Origin of the sequence: Pseudoalteromonas sp. S8-8 (assembly GCF_000497875.1) — a bacterium.
Lineage (GTDB): Bacteria > Pseudomonadota > Gammaproteobacteria > Enterobacterales > Alteromonadaceae > Pseudoalteromonas > Pseudoalteromonas arctica.
On sequence record NZ_AUTR01000009.1, the window covers coordinates 1 to 16678 of the forward strand.

Annotated in this window: 14 protein-coding genes, 1 other RNA gene and 1 other annotated feature (1 of these 16 cut by a window edge); of the genes, 5 read left to right on the forward strand and 10 right to left on the reverse strand. The window is 37.8% G+C overall.

Translation table 11 applies throughout. The features are described 5' to 3' along the window. Positions 1-616 (forward strand): IS30 family transposase (locus L659_RS0101745; protein WP_024589359.1); only part of this gene is annotated, 616 nt, incomplete at its 5' end. On the opposite strand, the gene L659_RS0101750 is transcribed toward L659_RS0101745, so the two are convergent. From L659_RS0101750 to ssrA, 3 genes are all read right to left on the reverse strand, one after another. Then, positions 613-1485: a hypothetical protein gene (locus tag L659_RS0101750; protein ID WP_024589401.1), complete on the reverse strand. Its 873-nt coding sequence runs from the start codon at positions 1483-1485 to the stop codon at positions 613-615. The two genes, L659_RS0101745 and L659_RS0101750, sit on opposite strands and share 4 nt — an antisense overlap. Before the next feature lie 5 nt (positions 1486-1490). Continuing rightward, the gene (locus L659_RS0101755; RefSeq protein WP_024589402.1) at positions 1491-2075 is read right to left on the reverse strand and encodes a hypothetical protein; all 585 of its coding nucleotides are present in this window, start codon (positions 2073-2075) and stop codon (positions 1491-1493) included. Between the two features lie 510 nt (positions 2076-2585). After that, positions 2586-2942, reverse strand: a transfer-messenger RNA (tmRNA) gene (ssrA, locus tag L659_RS1000000123330). A 263-nt stretch (positions 2943-3205) separates the two neighbouring features. Between ssrA and L659_RS0101760 the strand changes: the two genes are divergently transcribed. After that, entirely contained in the window at positions 3206-4831 is a 1626-nt protein-coding gene (locus L659_RS0101760; protein ID WP_024589403.1) for a DUF342 domain-containing protein, read from the forward strand. Here the strand turns inward: L659_RS0101760 and rnt are convergent. Beyond that, the gene (rnt, locus tag L659_RS0101765; RefSeq protein WP_024589404.1) at positions 4815-5507 is read right to left on the reverse strand and encodes a ribonuclease T; all 693 of its coding nucleotides are present in this window, start codon (positions 5505-5507) and stop codon (positions 4815-4817) included. The genes L659_RS0101760 and rnt overlap by 17 nt on opposite strands. A 202-nt stretch (positions 5508-5709) precedes the next feature. On the opposite strand from rnt, the gene L659_RS0101770 reads away from it, so the two are divergent. Further along, positions 5710-6588 carry a flagellar protein MotY gene (locus L659_RS0101770; protein ID WP_024589405.1) on the forward strand — a complete coding sequence of 293 codons (879 nt, stop codon included), beginning with the start codon at positions 5710-5712 and terminating at the stop codon, positions 6586-6588. Positions 6589-6593: 5 nt separating this feature from the next. Here L659_RS0101770 and L659_RS0101775 read toward each other — a convergent pair whose 3' ends face one another. Further along, positions 6594-7487 carry a DMT family transporter gene (locus tag L659_RS0101775; RefSeq protein WP_024589406.1) on the reverse strand — a complete coding sequence of 298 codons (894 nt, stop codon included), beginning with the start codon at positions 7485-7487 and terminating at the stop codon, positions 6594-6596. A gap of 215 nt (positions 7488-7702) precedes the next feature. On the opposite strand from L659_RS0101775, the gene L659_RS0101780 reads away from it, so the two are divergent. Then, positions 7703-8905 (forward strand): aromatic amino acid transport family protein, encoded by a 1203-nt coding sequence (locus L659_RS0101780; RefSeq protein ID WP_010554637.1) that lies wholly within the window; start codon positions 7703-7705, stop codon positions 8903-8905. 84 nt (positions 8906-8989) lie between these two features. Here L659_RS0101780 and L659_RS0101785 read toward each other — a convergent pair whose 3' ends face one another. From L659_RS0101785 to L659_RS0101800, 4 genes are all read right to left on the reverse strand, one after another. After that, positions 8990-10180, reverse strand: coding sequence for an amino acid aminotransferase (locus tag L659_RS0101785; protein ID WP_010554636.1), 1191 nt, complete (start codon positions 10178-10180; stop codon positions 8990-8992). 80 nt (positions 10181-10260) lie between these two features. After that, positions 10261-10920, reverse strand: coding sequence for a GAF domain-containing protein (locus tag L659_RS0101790; RefSeq protein WP_024589407.1), 660 nt, complete (start codon positions 10918-10920; stop codon positions 10261-10263). 56 nt (positions 10921-10976) lie between these two features. Next, positions 10977-12626 carry a SpoIIE family protein phosphatase gene (locus L659_RS0101795; protein WP_024589408.1) on the reverse strand — a complete coding sequence of 550 codons (1650 nt, stop codon included), beginning with the start codon at positions 12624-12626 and terminating at the stop codon, positions 10977-10979. Then, the gene (locus tag L659_RS0101800) at positions 12626-12931 is read right to left on the reverse strand and encodes an STAS domain-containing protein (RefSeq protein ID WP_002962948.1); all 306 of its coding nucleotides are present in this window, start codon (positions 12929-12931) and stop codon (positions 12626-12628) included. Before L659_RS0101800 ends, L659_RS0101795 begins: the two co-directional genes overlap by 1 nt. A gap of 135 nt (positions 12932-13066) precedes the next feature. Between L659_RS0101800 and L659_RS0101805 the strand changes: the two genes are divergently transcribed. Next, complete coding sequence (locus tag L659_RS0101805) at positions 13067-13396, forward strand: translation initiation factor (RefSeq protein WP_007581414.1); 330 nt, start codon at positions 13067-13069, stop codon at positions 13394-13396. A 12-nt stretch (positions 13397-13408) separates the two neighbouring features. Here the strand turns inward: L659_RS0101805 and L659_RS0101810 are convergent, their stop codons facing one another. Continuing rightward, positions 13409-16423, reverse strand: a complete 3015-nt coding sequence (locus L659_RS0101810) for a bifunctional diguanylate cyclase/phosphodiesterase (protein WP_024589409.1) — start codon at positions 16421-16423, stop codon at positions 13409-13411. A gap of 192 nt (positions 16424-16615) precedes the next feature. Continuing rightward, positions 16616-16678 (forward strand) — a sequence feature (Phe leader region); it runs 55 nt beyond the window's last position.

Below are 16678 nucleotides of genomic sequence, written 5' to 3' on the forward strand. Positions count from 1 at the left end.
AGATAAAAAAGCAGGTGGTGAGTTATACCTACATCTGCGCCGACACGGTAAGAAATATCACAAGCGCAGTCATGGTAAAACAAACCGAGGGCAAATAAAAAATCGCGTTAGCATTGAAGAGCGCCCACAAATAGTTGATGAGAAAGGCCGTATCGGAGATTGGGAAATAGATACCGTCATAGGCAAAGGTCATCGAGGCGCCCTTGTTACCATTGTAGAGCGGGTTACCCAATTCACTGTATCAACTCAGGTGGCAGGAAAAACAGCGGAAGCCGTCACTGCGGCGACGATAGAACTATTAAGGCCATATAGGTCAGCGCTTCATAGCATCACAGCTGACAATGGAAAAGAGTTCGCTTATCACGAGCAAATCACAGAGGCTTTAAGTGTACCTGTTTATTTTGCTCACCCTTATCACTCATGGGAGCGCGGATTGAATGAAAACACGAATGGATTACTACGTCAGTATTGGCCGAAGAGCACAGATTTTAAGGCGGTAACACCAGCACAAGTTATACCCGTACTTGAGCAACTTAATAATCGTCCGAGGAAGACACTTGGATTTGAAACGCCTGCAAAATTGATGCAGGATCACTTGGCGGCTAAAGCCGCCTAAACGTTATGCACTTCAGATTTGAATCCGCGAAGGTTTTTTCCTTTAGCTATTAGATCTTTGTTTTCAGTTTTCTCTCGATATGCTTTTTCATCAAAATGAACATGTACCATTTGTTCATACAGGCTAAAATCACCACTCACGATAGGTATAATATAAGGGCAACCTAACAGCCTTCGTACTTCATCTACAACTTCATAGGCTCTATCTAAAGCCATATCCACATCATCAATAGGTAACGCAAGTGCTTGGGTACCTAAAATATGAATTGAGCTTTCAACAAAGTCGTGAAAATACCTTTCGACATTAATGCCTGATTTATACTGCAAAACTTTATCAATACCAGTACAACCCTCGAACTCTTCTTTTTTTCCTAAAGCATCTGCTAGTTTTTTTAATTTTTTATAAAAGTCACTTTTTAAGCCTTCGTTTACATTACAATTATTTCCAGAGTTAAGCGTTGTCTCTACTTCACTATATATCTGCGCAATAATAACGTTAGCAAAATTATCTTGATCGCTGAGCATTGTTGGATCAATCGATTCAAGAAAATAAATTTCTGACTGACTTTTTAGCGCTTGTTTACAATGCACATCCCACATTGCTTCACAGTTTCTCAGAAATACTGTTTTACCCGTTCCGCGCTGACCTGTTACCAATATCGCATTGTGTGATAACCAAGTTTTAGATTTATTTTTACTTCTTGCTTGTTTATATTTTTTAGCGTCACCTAAAAACAAGTTTAGCTTTTCAACTAATTTATCGCGTGCTTCATATTGCCAAAACTCTTTATCATTGATCTTTTCATCTAATACGACAAAGTTATCGAGGTATTCTTCTTTACTCAAATCTAAAATATATTTTGTTGTCATTTTTATTATTTCCTTAGTCCTTTAACCCAGCTGAACACACCTTCATGTGCTGCGATGTAATCACCAACTATATCTGCGTGAGTTTCGATTCTATTTTTTGATTCAAGTTCGAATAACTTAGATAAGATATTTTCTTGCTCGATGTTTATATAATGGCGATCTGTAGATACGTTTTTATCTCGAATACCCAAACGATATTCGCGAACTAAAATTTCCAGCTGCTCTTTCATTAAGCGATTTCTGCTCCATGCTCTGGTATAGCCTTTAAGTCTATTAACCAAGTAGCTAACAAATAAAATCATACCTGCAATACTGAGAAACAAACTGACAATCAACCTAGAGTAGCCATACTCTAAAACATCAACACCAAATAAGAATGGTGAGTAGATTAAACCAGCTGATAGCAAGACAATTACAAGCGATACAAACGTAAACCTTTCATTAATCATTTTCTTAGCTGCAAAATTAGTCATCCTTTTAGTGTATTCAGCGATATAAAAGTCAATTTCATCTATAGCAACATCATCAACTACAGGGCCATTATTATGTCGTTTATCATTTTTGTTAATAACAGCATCTGTTAACGCCATACATTTCATCCTAAAAGTAAGTGGATTTAACCTTTGAAGCAGTAATCGCAATTGAATGCTTTTACTTCAAATACGTGCTTGATTCTTAAGTCTAAATTATGGAGGGATTTTGGTCTGTTTGGGAGTGACATATAATTCCATTTTTTGTAAGACTCAGTTAATCCGTTATTTAACAAATGATATTATATAAATTTAGCTGTTAAGGCAAAAAGGCTTTGGGGTGATTGGCACGATTTATATTGAATAATGCACTTTCTTAATATTAAAAAGTTTAATTAACCTGCCAATTGCAACTGTGTGATATAGATATTTTTGGTTACTATCTAATAAATCAACTATCTAAAGCTGTTAATTTTAAGCCGTCATGCAATACCGTATTATTAACTCCTGAGACTACAAAACAAATCAATTGCATTAATAAAATTATAAGCATAAAAAAACCCGCAAATCTGGATTAACAAATTTGCGGGTTTCTTATGGTTTTCGAATAACGAGTTCAAAAACCTTTATTGGTGGAGCTGGGGGGATTTGAACCCCCGTCCGAAAAGCCTCGACCGTCGGTACTACATGTTTAGTATTGTCATTTAATTAACCTTTAAGTCCCGGACAAACACGGTAAATAAAGGCGAGGCCGCTTAGTTTTAGCGCTTCAACCCCGGCCAGGGTTTCCGTCGCGATCAGGTGTTAGGGTGACACTCCAAAATCCAGTCCACAAGAATACATGGAAGGAGCGCTAGCCAGCCTAAGCTGCTAGAGAGTAGTTATCGTCGTTTGCGATTACTTTAGGTTGCGGCTGTTTAACGAGGCAAACCGCACCTCGACATGCACCTTGGGCTTCTTGAATTCCGTCGAATCCTAATCAGCCCCTGAATTAGTAACTCAATTCAGAGCGTGCAAACAGTATAACTGAGTAAAGTACTGATACTCAAGGCCTAGTAACGCTTTATTTTAATTGTATGTACCAATCGCGTATTAAGTAACCAAAATTTAGTTTATGCAAGCCTATATAAACATTTACTTAACAATGTGTTTAACCTGTGTTCAAATGAGGAGTTAAGGTTTTTGCTATTTCTAAACCTTTAGTTGTAAAAAATAAAAATAATAACAGGCATAGAGTAGGGAATTAATAAATGTCGGTTTTTTCATTTGATAAAAGTACGGGGTTTGTCTCTTTAGAAAGTCACCCTATTGATAGTGGTTTTCCTGTTACAAGTACTCAGTTAACGCAAATGCTAGAGCAATCTGAGTTTAGTGAGTACGAAGCTGTCATTGCCAATATTGGAAAGCTTTTTGCGCCAACTAAAAATTATCAGGCAATATCGCTTGTCGTTGCTAGAGCTGTAGATGCGTCGCTTGTCATTAATATTGATGAAAAAAACATGGTCGCAGAAGCAACATTAACTACCGCTAAAGGTGGCGCACTTTTGTCTATGGAAGGCGCGCAAAAAGCACTTGCTGATGCAGGTGTTAAAAAAGGAATAAGCCCTCGTGCGCTTGATACCTTTTTAGGCCAGCAGTTTGAGCAACCAGCAGGAAGCTCTTACAGTGCCATAATTGCACATGGGCGCAATCCAAAAGAAGGCAGCGATGCCAAATTTGTGCGTTTATGCTCAACAGCTCAAGACCGAGTACTTAGCCCACAAGCTAAAGAAGGCGGTAAGGTTGATATGAAAAACCTTGGCGCTATTATCACCGTAAAACCTGGCACTCCCTTAATGCAGCGTATTGCAGCTACCCCTGGAGAAGAAGGCTATACGGTATTTGGCGATTCAATTAGTGCAAAACCAGGTAAAGATCACCAACTCCAGCCTTTCGAAGGTACAAAAGTAGATCCTAATAATCCTAATATGCTTATTGCCGACTGCAAAGGTGTGCCCGTTGCCCTACCCCGTGGTATGCGTGTAGATGACGTTTTATGCTTTGATAACGTAGATGTAAGTACAGGCCATGTTGATTTTGATGGTAGCGTAATTATTACTGGTGATATTAAAGACGGCATGCGTGTAAAAGCCAACGGTGATATTACGGTACTTGGTTTTGTAGAATCAGGAACTGTTGAAAGTAAAAGTGCGGTAACCATAATGCTTGGCGCAATTGGCCGAAAACGTGAAGGCGAGGAAGCATTTACGTGCTGTATAACCGCTCAGCGAACTATTTCGATTGGTTATGCCCAGTACTGCAACATTAAATCCGAACAAGATTTATTTATTGAACGCCAAGCTCTGCATTGTGATTTAAGTGCTAGGCGATTAATACGTGTAGGTAAAGCAAATGACCCGCGAGGTAAAATTATTGGCGGTAATATTTTAGATGCTATGCGCATTGAAACAGGTGAGCTAGGCGCGCCAGCCGGTACTAAAACGCGCGTGTTTTTAGCGCAACTCTGGTTTGAGCTTCGCCAAAAGCAAATACAAATCACCGATTTTGAAAAAGTACTTGCGACTAAAGTAACCGCTTTACAACAAGCTCGCGAAAAAGCGAGTAAAATTGCGGGGGCTGCTCAGCGTCAGCAATTCATGAATAAGATAACTGAAAATGAAAAGCATATAAAAATACGCTCTGCGCATATTCATCGTCAAAAACTACTTATTAAGCAAAAAATAGTGCAATTACTTGCCAGTAGCCGTTTAAAAGTAAATGAATTAATGCACCCTGGTGTGGAGCTTAAAATAGCGAAAGATTCTAAACAATTTTCGCGTATTTACCCGCCCCACCTAGTTAAGCTAACTGAGGGTAAAATTACTCAGACGTTTTAGTTTCTTCGTCATTTTCAGTTTCAACTTCAGCATCAGCGTCGTCGGTTGGCGCTAATGGCCAACCACCTAATTGCTGCCAGCGGTTTACTATTAAACAATAAAGCTCAGCTGTACGTTCTGTGTCGTAAAGTGCTGAGTGCGCTTGGCTGTTATCAAACTCGATACCAGCCGCTCTACATGCTTTTGCTAATACAGTTTGCCCTAACGCTAAACCCGCTAAAGATGTTGTATCAAAGCTTACGAACGGGTGAAATGGCGTACGCTTAATGTTATTACGCTCTATTGCTGCATTTAAAAAGCCATGATCGAATGCGGCATTATGCGCCACAATAACTGAGCGTTGGCACCCAGCAGCCTTTTGCGCTTTGCGTACTACTTTACATATTTCTTTAATTACTTCATCTTCAGGTACTGCGCCACGTAATGGTGAAAACGGGTCTATACCGTTAAAGTCGATGGCTGCTTGTTCTATATTAGCGCCTTCGAATGGCTGAACATGAAAATGAACAGTATGATCTATGCTGAGCAGTCCTTCGTCATCCATTTTTAAAACAGAGGCTGCTATTTCTAACAAGGCATCTGTTTCTTTGTTAAAACCTGCAGTTTCAACATCAATAACAACAGGAAAAAATCCACGAAAGCGTTTTGCGAAAGGTGTTTGCTCAGTATTTGCCATAGTCTTCTTTGTTTATACGTGTAAGCTGACTATTATGTCAAAATTGATGCCCCCTAGGCTAGGGTATTTAAGTATTTATTGCTTTAAAATTGTAGGCACATAACTTGCTTTAACTTATAAGTTAGTTATACAGAGAACAAACTAATCATTGCAGTCGTTAATTTGCCAAATTATTGGCATTCCCGGATAGCTGGAGAGCACCATGAAGTATAAGTTGTTATTTATTAGCCTTAGTATAAGTGCGGTGCTTTGCAGTACTCACTCGCAAGCTGCTATGCGCCAATACACAGCAACCCAAGACAACTCCAACTGGGAAGTCGTTAAAACAACGCGCTTACAATGCCAGTTAAATCATGAGGTTCCTTATTACGGTGAAGCTATATTTAAAGCTTCAGCAAGTAAAAATAAAAACTTAACATTTAATTTAGATATGGTTGTACGCCCAGATAACTACGCAATTGCAGGTTTAAAAGCAGTGCCACCTACATGGCGTGCAGGGTTGCCCGCTCGCGATATTGCAAATATGAAATTACTTAAAAAGTTTGATGGCGAGCTAGGCAATAAAACCGCATGGGAAATGCTTACCGAGCTTGAAAAAGGCTACTACCCTACTTTTTATTATCAAGACTGGCAAAACAGTGCCGATAAAATTGCCGTTGGTATATCGAGCGTAAACTTTAAACAAGCTTACTGGGCTTTTTTACAATGCCGTGATGAGCTACTCCCTTACAGCTTTGAAGATATTTCGTTTACTGTAATGAACTATCAATCTAACAGCAGTAAATTAACTAAATCCTCGCAACAACGTCTTGATAAGATTGCTGAGTATTTAAAAAATGATGCAAGCATAGAGTCCATTAGTATTGACTCATACACAGATAGTTATGGCGGACGCTGGAATAACTTAGATTTATCGCGCAAGCGCGCCAAAACTATAAAAGATTATATGGTGAGCTTGGGTGTTGATGAAACAAAAGTACAAACAACCGGTTTGGGCGAAAAACGCTTTGTTGATAATAACGATAACATTTTAAGCCGAGACAAAAACCGTCGTTTAATTATTCAAATAGAAAAAATGTAGTAAAGCTAATTTGTGTTTACTTTCTTTCGCTTTAAAAACTTATCACCAAATTGGAAAAAACCTAGACTAATTAAAATAATAACCGCACCAATTATTAGTTCTTGGCTTAATGACTCATTATTTAGCCAAGCTCCCAAGGCTAACGCAAAGCTAGGAGTTATAAGTGTAGTAAGTGATACCGTGCTTGCATTTAGGTTTTGCAGCACATGAAAATACGCCAAAGCCCCTACTAAAGATCCAAATATTCCTAGATAACCAATAGCCCACAATGATTTTGCACTCCAGTTTTGTATATGCAACTCACCATCTAATAACCACCAAGCAATAAAAAAGAGTGGGGTTACAAAAACTAAGGCACCAAATGTTGTTGCCATAGGGTGAATCGCAATCTGCACACGCTTGATCATCACACCACTTAAACTAAAAAAGCAGACAGCCATAAACACATAAAGTAACCCGAGCCCTTGAGTTTGCGAGTTTTGTACTTGGTTATAACTAACAAAATATAAGCCAATTAAGGCGCACGCTAACGCAACTAATTTAATCGGGCTAAATTTAGGTTCATTTAATAATTGCTGAGCAAGCAACCCCGACAAAATAGGTGCAAGGCCAAACATAAGCGAAATAATACCAGAAGGGACTGTTTTAGCTGCCATATAGCTCAGCAACATACCGCCAAAAATACCTATACTCGAATAAAAATAAAGTAAGCATGCATTTTTGCTCCAAGGCACTCTAATATTTGTAATGGCAACAATTAAGCCGCCTAACAATAGCCCCACCAGCATTCGCATTAACACTGCAAGTGTTGGCGATACAGTTTCACTACTCCACACGATACCCAGTGGTGTAGTAGACCATATAAGAACCATGAAAAAATACGATACTTTAACTTGCACGTGCCATCCCTACGCTTTATATGAATCAATAAAACAAAGAATAAATTATACGCTCACTACCGTGTTTTAGTACTTTTTAAACACCAAAGTCCTTAATAAATACAGTTGTAAATTGTAAGTTACATTTTAATACTGCTCTTTTATTACAAAACTATTTGAGATTTGAGCAACTAGTTATATGGTGCATCAATATTAATAATAATTAAGGTAATTAAGTGCTTAAAAATAAAACAACTGGAAGCATGTTAATTGTTGCAGGCACCACTATTGGTGCGGGTATGTTGGCATTGCCAATTGCATCTGCCGGGCTTGGGTTTAGTACTGCACTTGCATTAATAATTGCTAGCTGGTTACTAATGACCTACACCGCACTACTCATGTTAGAGCTACACCAATATGCACCACGCGATGCTACATTAAATACATTGGCTAAATTATGGCTTGGAAAACGCGGACAATATATTGCGAATTTTTCGATGGTTTTTTTATTTTACGCTTTATGCGCTGCTTATATTGCAGGTGGTGGTGCACAACTCCAAGCGCGTATAAATATAGGCTTTGATGTAAATATAGCCCCACAGTTTGGCTCTGTAATCCTCGCTGTTATTATTGCAAGTGTGGTAACGCTAGGCACTAGCAAGGTAGATAAACTAAACAGAGTGTTATTTACAATAAAAATTATTGTATTAGCTAGCTTGTTTTACATGCTTACCCCTTATGTGCAAGGTAAGCATTTATTAGAGATGCCTGTGGAGCAAGGGTTAATCCTTTCAGCTATACCGGTTATATTTACTTCGTTTGGCTTTCATGGATCTATCCCCTCTATTGTTAAATATGTTGGTGTTGAAATAAAAGTACTGCGCAAAGTAATGATTGCTGGAGCCGCCCTACCTTTAGTCATTTATATTTTTTGGCAACTACTTAGCCAAGGTATTATGAGCCAAGCTGATTTACTCAACAGCCAAGGTCTTAATGGGTTTGTATCTAGCGTGGCAAGTATTGCGCATAACCCAAGTGTGGCAACGGCCGTTAAGTTATTTGCTGATTTAGCACTTGCGACATCATTTTTAGGGGTGAGTTTAGGGTTATTTGATTTTTTTGCTGATGCATTTAAAAAGGGTGACAATAAAACAGACCGAATTAAAACGGCCTTAATTACGTTTATTCCGCCACTTGGCTTTGCATTGTTTTATCCTCAAGGCTTTATTATGGCCTTAGGGTACGCTGCAATAGCACTTGTTGTACTGGCAATATTTTTGCCTGTAGCAATGGTTTATAAACAGCGTACAACATCAAATAAAACAGGCTACCAAGTTAAAAGTGGGAATGTTGGGCTTGGTATAGCAGCTATATGTGGCATAACTATTATTGCTGCGCAGTTTATGCAAATGGCGGGGCTTATTCCTGCTATCGGTTAAAGATTGCTGCTGTTTGTTTAAATTTAGATAATAAAAAACCGCACATCATTAGTAATGATGTGCGGTTTTTTATATTAACTGCGTTTATTTACAAACGTCAGCTACAGCATTTGAAAAGTATTCAATATTTGAATGACTAACACCTGCAACATTTACGCGGCTAGAGCCAACTATGTAAATGCCGTATTCTTTTTGTAGGCGAGCAATTTGCTCTTTATTAATACCTAAGAAAGAAAACATACCGTTTTGGCGTTCAATAAATGAGAAGTCTTGAGCAATATCTTTAGTTGCTAAGCTTTCTTTAATTAAGCTACGTAAGCCATTTATACGACTACGCATTTCATCAAGCTCAGAGTGCCACAATTGTGTAAGCTCTGTACTGCTTAAAATAGTATTAACAATGTCAGCACCATGCGCTGGCGGCATTGAGTAAATACTACGTACAACGCTTAGCATTACAGAGTTTGAAATATCTGCTGTTGCGCTGTCTTTTGCAATTAGTGAACATGCACCAATACGCTCGCGGTATAAGCCAAAGTTTTTAGAACATGAAGAACAAATAATTAGCTCTTCTACTGCATCAGCTAAAATACGTAAGCCACGTGCATCTTCTTCAAGTGAAGCACCAAAGCCTTGGTACGCAATATCAACAAGTGGTGTAAAGCCAACTTCTTTTGCCAGTTCGGCAACCGTGTTCCACTGTGTTTCGTTTAAATCCATACCGCTTGGGTTGTGACAACATGCATGCAGTAAAACCACATCACCTTTAGGCACTTGTTTAAGTGTGTTGATCATTTCATCAAACAATAAATCTTTATTTTCGTAATCGTAATATGGGTATTCTTTTACTGTTAAGCCTGCAGCTTCAAACAAGCTAATATGGTTAGCCCATGTTGGGTTAGTTACCCAAACAGTTGCGTCTGTATTACAACGCTTAATAAATTCAGCTGCAACACGAAGTGCACCCGTACCACCAGGAGCTTGCGCAGTACGTACGCGGTTAGCTAGTAATACTTGATGCTCACCTAATAGTAACTGCTCCATTTTTTGGCAGTAATCTAAATTACCCGCTAAACCAATGTAAGATTTGCTCATTTCGTTTTCAAGACGAAACGCTTCAGCTTTTTTAACCGCTTTAAGAACCGGTGTATTGCCTTGCTCATCTTTGTAGACACCTACACCTAAATCAATTTTATTAGGGTTTGTATCTTGTTTATAGGCCGCCATAAGGCCAAGAATAGGATCTGTTGGTAATGGTTTTAATACTGAGAACATTGGCTATCTCTTATCGTTATTTAGGGGTTAGCTGTTAAGCTAAGCTTAACATAAAAGCACATCATATTGACTAGCGTTATTTACACTACAAAGTGAGGAATTTTAATACAACATGCAATTAAAACGGCAAGCGTCTTTTCATCAAAAAAATCATTTTTAAAGGCTTCTGCATCTACAATACCAACGCATTCATTTTGTGCATTAAATAAAGGTAGGCAGGTTTCTGATTTAACTTTAGGATCGCATGTGTAGTATTCACCACCTTGTGATAAATACGCCTCAACGTTATTAATAATGCGGCCCTTGTGAGATAGCGCAACCTGTACGTTGTTACTGCCAGCCGCAAATGCTTGCGTTAAAGGAAACAACGGACGACTAGGCGCACCATGATAAGCCAATTTTAATAGTTGATTACCTTCGGGGGTATTAGTTGATTGATAAATACCATACCAATCAACGCCTGTTTGCTGCTCAATGTAGCTTACAATACTTTGTAAAGTAGCCAGCTTAAACTGTGTTTGCTCATCATTTTTAATATAGTCAGTTAATTTGAATGGCTCATCTTGTAAGTAACCAAATAAACTACATGCACCGCCCTCGCCAAGCTCAGGTATTTGATACTCCCAACACACATCAGGCAAAGCAGTGTTTGCTAAATGTAGATCAAGCTTTTCAAGCTCTGTTGAAATCAAAGCTGGATTAGCACTAAGTTGTGCTTGTTTTAAGTAAGAAGAAATCATTTGGCCATCCATACATCTAAAGTTTCGAGAATAATAGCATGGATATTTTTACAGAGCTAGCTCAACTTGTAGCACATTTCAACTTGGTTACCACTGGCGTTATAAGTGACTTTTTCGGCTATTTCTTCTAATAAAGACACCCCTCTGCCAAATTCGTTATTAGCCTTTGCCAACTCATCGTGCTTACTACTAAACCCTCGACCTGAATCACAAATAATAAAATATAAACTGAGCGTGTCGGGGCAATAGCGCATATCAATAATAATCATGGCATCTGTAAGTTTAGCAAGGGCAGCCTCTCTCAACTCGTAATATCGAAAAAAGCCGTCCTCTTGTTTTTTAATTTCTGAGTTAAGTCCTAATACACCATGATCAAGCGCATTGTTGTAAGCCTCAGACAACAGTAAAAATATATTAGAGCGATGGGTATTTAACCCCTCCACACTGCTTAAAATATTAACGACGTCGTAAACGGGGTCTGTTTTTTTTATTTGCTCTGAGTTTAAGCTCAAAGACAAATTAAAAGCTAAAGTAGAAAATGCTTCTCGCTCTTGTTCCACAGGAATTAAAGGCAAGCAGTTTAGTAAAACAATGCTTAAATCGTCTTGCTGTTTCGTACCATCAGCAAACTTAGTAACATTAGCAACTATGTCTTCACTACTAATCATCGATTTATTTTTTAAGGTTTGTAAAAATCGCTCTTCCCCAAAAAATATATCCTCTTTGTTTGCCGTTTCTATAATACCGTCGGTTGCTAATACTAGGCGTGTATTACTATTTGTTTCAAAATGGATAACTTCATATTCAAATTCTTGTTCATCTAAAATCCCCAGCGCCATATGCTGCGATTCTAATGTTTGTTTTACATTACCGTCTTTATCTATTAGGTACGCATCTGGCAGGCCGCCCATCCATGCAGAAACACTTTTACCTGATGCACTAAGCTCTATAATGGTTGCAGCACAAAACATATGCCCAGGTAGGAGGTTGTACAGTAGTGTATTTAGCTCGCTGGCAATATCGTTAACCGCCATGCCTTTTTGTACCATAGTATAAAACACACGAGAAGTTGGTAATGCACCAATAGCTGCAGCTAGGCCGTGCCCCGTAAAATCTCCCAGCATGCAATACAAATTACCGATTGGACTTTGCGCTACTAAAAACATATCGCCATTAAACATAGAGGCAGGTGATAAATTAAAATCTAAATACTCTTTAAACTTACCTTGGTTTTCTAATGAGTTATTAAAAATATGCTCAATTATTTCGTGTTCACGTTCAATTTGATTGTGATGATATTCAAGCAATTTTTTTTGCTGGTTTGCTTTTTTACTCAGCTCTCTGGTGCGAATATGTGCTTTAATTTTTGCATGCAAAATAACTTTTTCAAATGGTTTATGAATAAAGTCATCACCGCCTACCTCGAGGCAGTGCTCAAAACTTGCTTGATCGTCTAAGGAGGTTATAAAAATAATTGGTAAGTAAACTTCACTATATTGCTGCTTTATTTTTTCAGCGGCTTCAAAACCATCCATTACAGGCATTAAAACATCGAGTAAAACAACGTCTATTTGCTCTCCTTTAAGTACATTAAGCGCATCTAGCCCGTTATAAGCCACTGATATTTTATAACCCTCTTGCTCAAGCATTTTACTTAGTAAAATGCGATTGAGCGCCTGATCATCTACAATTAACACATGTATCATTAGCTAATATCAAACTTTTTATCAAAACGTGAAATTTGTAGAATTTTTCTAAGCTGAGGTTGGCAATTGCTTATTTCAATAGTTTTCACTTGGCTATCAATGGTTTTTTTCATGTTAAGTAACATGCCAAGTGCTGAGCTATCCATGTAGTCAGTCTCTCTTAAATCAATAATAACCTTTACTGTTTTTTCGCTCATTTGGGCATAAGCTTGGCGAAAAGATTGCACTAAATTAAAGTCAAATTTACCTTTGATTTGTATTGTTAATGTAGTGCCATCGACTGATTCATTCTTAGTTAAACTCATATTAAACTCCAATAATATTTCCTTTGAACTAAATATAACCTGTTAAAAGTATTTAGCAAAAAGAAAAACACACAACTTCAAATTTGCTATCATTTACGCCAATATTTAATTAATTTTTATCCATAAAGGTAAGGTATGAGTGATAGTCACTTAGTATATTCAACAAGTACGGGTCGCATTGACCAGCCAAAACCAGAAAAAGAGTTAGAAGCTAAGCTTTTTAAAGATGGTTTTATTCGCATTGAGCGTCAAACAAAAGGACGTAAAGGCAAAGGCGTAATGTTAGTTGTAGGCATTGATCCAAAAGATCATGATTTAAAAAAGTTAGCTAAAACTATAAAAAGCAAAATGGGCCAAGGCGGCGCAGTAAAAGAAGGCATTATTGAAGTGCAAGGTGATGACCGCGATAAACTAAAAGCCATTTTAGAAGCGTTAAAATTTAAAGTTAAAATTGCGGGTGGTTAACCCGCAATTTTATTAACTACTTACTTCGCTATTCGAGAGTTCATTTAACCTTTCATACAATTTTGGCAGTTCGTGTTCAGCAATTGGTTTACTAAAATAATAGCCTTGTACAATGAAGCAGTTATTATTTTGTAAAAACTGCATCTGCTCTATTGTCTCAACCCCTTCTGCGACCACGTCTAGCTTTAACTTTTGCGCCATGGCAATAATAGCTGCAGTGATCTCCATATCATTTGTATCCTCAGGAATATCTTTTACAAATGAACGATCAATTTTCAATATATCAACCGGGAATCGTTTTAAGTAACTGAGTGACGAATAGCCAGTACCAAAATCATCAATAGAAATAGATATACCTAAGGCTTTAAGCTCGTGGAGTTGTGTAATTGCAGCTTCTACATTTCCCATTAGCATACTTTCGGTAAGCTCTAAATGAAGGCGCTTAGCCGAAACACCCGTCCTAATTATCATTTTACTCAGTGTTGAGACTAAGCTTGAGTCTTTGAACTGGCGAGCCGATAAGTTTATCGATATATTATTTTCTAGACCTTGCTTTGTTAATCTTACAGCAAAATCACAAGACTCTTGAAGCACCCATTCGCCTAATTCAACTATAAGGCCTGTCGCTTCTGCAATAGGAATAAATTTATCTGGAGGGATTGCGCCTTCGGTTGGGTGGAACCATCTTAATAACGCTTCATAGCCAATGACCTGATGAGTGCGACTATCAACTTGAGGTTGGTAGTAAACTACAAACTGTTTTTCTTTTAGACCTATACGTAGCTCATTTTCAATAAATAAACGCTCATTAGCGGCTGCGTTCAATTCTTGGCTATAAAAATGGAATGTATTACGCCCTTTTGCTTTTGCTTCATACATTGCTAAGTCAGCATGTTTTAATAACTGATCTTCTTCTAGGCTATCGTACGGAGCCATTGTAATACCAATACTAGCGCTCACAATAACTTCATTACTACCTAGTTTTATAGGCACATTCAGTGTTTTTTGAATTGTATTGGCAACATCAGTCGCGTGAGCTTGGCTTTCTATACCACTGAGCAACACTGCAAATTCATCACCACCTAAGCGCGCTATGGTGTCCTCGGCTCGTAAACGTTTTTTAAGTCTGTTTGCCACTTCAATTAATAATTGATCGCCGGCATCGTGGCCTAATGTATCGTTAATACGTTTAAATTCGTCTAAATCAAAGTAAAACAAAGCAAATGCATAATGCCCGCGTTCTGCTAATGCCATTGATTTACGTAATTGCATTCTAAAAAACGTTCTGTTGGCAAGACCAGTAAGGGTGTCAAAGTAAGCAAGCTGCTCCATTTTACGCTGGCTTTCTTTGACAAACGAAATGTCTTGTGCAGATGCTACATAGCTGGTTATTTCACCGCCCTCTTCACGAATTGGCGAAACACTTAAAGATACCCAAATTGGCTCTTTATTCAAGCCTTGAATTAATGTATCACCGCGCCAGTAATTACGGCTGCGTAGATCTATGTCTATATCTTCAACTAAAATAGACATTTCTGAGGCAATAATATTAAGTAATGGTGCTCTATTAAAATGACTTTCTGGGTAGCCTGTCATTTCGAGCATTTTTGGATTTACGTATTCAATTACAAATTTCTCATCGGTGATCACAACCCCAGTGCCCGAGAATGCTACCGCTTTAGATAAACGGTTAGCTGCTTTTTCAGCAATTTCTTTTTCTGTAATTCTCTGGTTTAAGCCATCGATAAGTTTGCGAATTTCTACCGTCATGTCTCTAAATGAGCCATTAAGCGTGCCAATTTCATCTTTGTTTTCTGGTGGGAATTCTGTAGTTAATTGACCTTTGCCAAAACTTGTAACTGCATAAACCAAAGTATGTAAACGGCGAAGGACTAGTTGATAAAGCGCTTGATGCAGCAATAAGGCAACTAATATTGCGTATAAAATAAAGAGACCAAAAAACTTCAGTTTTAAATCTTGTAATGCAGATAACGTCGATGAACGCTTTTTATATACCCCTATGTACCAATCTAAGTCATCAATCTTACGAATATTGATAATATGAGCTTCGTCATTTTTTTCAAACGAATTTGCGTATTCAGGTAACTTCACCGCAATTACATCGTCAATAATCGACTGCAGCGCTGGGTTTACAAATTCGTTAGTAGCAAGTGCTTTATTATCGCTACCATAGTCAGCTAGTAAGGTCGGATTTAAATCTGGGTGTGCTAACAATTGCCCTTTACTATCAAACACAAGTAGGTGTTTTTCTTTATCACCAACAGGTAAAAACGAAATAAGTTTGTTGAGGGAAATATCGCTCCCCGTCACACCTAAAAACTCATTATCGACATAAACAGGCACTAGTAAGCTAATAACCCATTTGCGCCATACTGTATCGTAATAGACTTTTGACCATGCAGGCTCTCTTACTGTTTCAAGCGTACTTTTAATCGATTTATAAGTTGAGCCATTCGTTGCTCTAAAGTCGGCAGGTGCGTTTAATGCCCAATTTGGAGGAGAAACACGAATAAAATCATCATCTGTTATTAGATAAAAGTTAAAAAAGTCGTGTACCAGTGTAGGAGAAATTATACGCCACAGCATCTCAGAATCATTAAATAGGCGTTTATAAAAAGGAGAGTAATTTTGCTGTGGTAAAAATGCTGCTGATAAACCATCAGCCGAGGCACTTCGAATCGTACCGTCACTATTAAATTGTAACTGTGATTTATTGCTTAAATTAATTGGTGAATTGGGTTGAAAAAGTTGTTGTGTTACTACGTTATTAGCTTGCTGAGCAATATTTACTTTTGTTTTAATGCGCTCATTAAATTGCTTCACTAATAAATCTGTCGAGCTTTTTAAAACTTCGTGTTCTTCAAAAACGAGTTGTTTCTCTTCAGATTTAAGCATTAAGGCAGCCGCACATACCCCAGCTATTAAGCAAATAGCGGATATGAGTAGCGATAGTTTTACACTTAAAGAATTCAATCCAAAACGCGATGGAGGGCGTCTGTAAACCACGGGTCAACCTTAATTATTAATAATTGTTATTATTTGAACCAGTTAACGAAATATACCAGATCCGCATTCATATTTATAAATTATTTGTAAACTTTCTATAAAAACTAATATAGGGAAATAAATAGTACTCTAAGCTTATTTAGATCTTTATTGACATTGGTAGCAACTCTCCATACATTAACTGCATGAACATATTTATCTCTCGCACTTTTTTTTCGTTTTTTAGCTTCTTTATATAGAAGAGGCTTCCCTGTT